This window comes from Cellulomonas sp. P4_A2 (genome assembly GCF_056402515.1).
In genome coordinates this window covers 1-981 of the sequence record NZ_JBFUHG010000042.1, presented here as the reverse complement: position 1 = coordinate 981, position 981 = coordinate 1, and the positions used below count along the sequence as shown (strand labels likewise).

The 981-nt window shown below is 56.9% G+C and carries 2 rRNA genes; both read left to right on the top strand.

Annotation, left to right across the window (positions count from 1 at the left end):
* Positions 1-753, top strand: a 23S ribosomal RNA gene (locus AC1DUE_RS19970); the annotation flags it as partial.
* Between the two features lie 79 nt (positions 754-832).
* Positions 833-949: ribosomal RNA gene (rrf, locus tag AC1DUE_RS19965) — 5S ribosomal RNA — on the top strand.
* Positions 950-981: the final 32 nt, after the last annotated feature.

Below are 981 nucleotides of genomic sequence, written 5' to 3'. Positions count from 1 at the left end.
TGGTTGTGGAGTCGCCGTTGAAATACCACTCTGGTCGTGCTGGATGTCTAACCTGGGTCCGTGATCCGGATCAGGGACAGTGTCTGATGGGTAGTTTAACTGGGGCGGTTGCCTCCTAAAGAGTAACGGAGGCGCCCAAAGGTTCCCTCAGCCTGGTTGGCAATCAGGTGTTGAGTGTAAGTGCACAAGGGAGCTTGACTGTGAGACCGACGGGTCGAGCAGGGACGAAAGTCGGGACTAGTGATCCGGCAGTGGCTTGTGGAAGCGCTGTCGCTCAACGGATAAAAGGTACCCCGGGGATAACAGGCTGATCTTCCCCAAGAGTCCATATCGACGGGATGGTTTGGCACCTCGATGTCGGCTCGTCGCATCCTGGGGCTGGAGTCGGTCCCAAGGGTTGGGCTGTTCGCCCATTAAAGCGGTACGCGAGCTGGGTTTAGAACGTCGTGAGACAGTTCGGTCCCTATCCGCTGCGCGCGTAGGAATATTGAGAAGGGCTGTCCCTAGTACGAGAGGACCGGGACGGACGAACCTCTGGTGTGCCAGTTGTCCTGCCAAGGGCATGGCTGGTTGGCTACGTTCGGAAAGGATAACCGCTGAAAGCATCTAAGCGGGAAGCCTGCTTCGAGATGAGTATTCCCACCCCCTTTGAGGGGTTAAGGCTCCCAGTAGACGACTGGGTTGATAGGCCRGAWSTGGAAGCCCRGYAACGGGTGGAGCTGACTGGTACTAATAGGCCGAGGGCTTGTCCTCAGTTGCTCGCGTCCACTGTGTTAGTTCTGAAATAACGAACGGCCGTGTTGTTGCCCGGTGTTGGTTAATTTCATAGTGTTTCGGTGGTCATTGCGTTAGGGAAACGCCCGGTTACATTCCGAACCCGGAAGCTAAGCCTTTCAGCGCCGATGGTACTGCAGGGGGGACCCTGTGGGAGAGTAGGACGCCGCCGAACAATTATTCCGGGAAAGCCCCGCACCTCTGGTG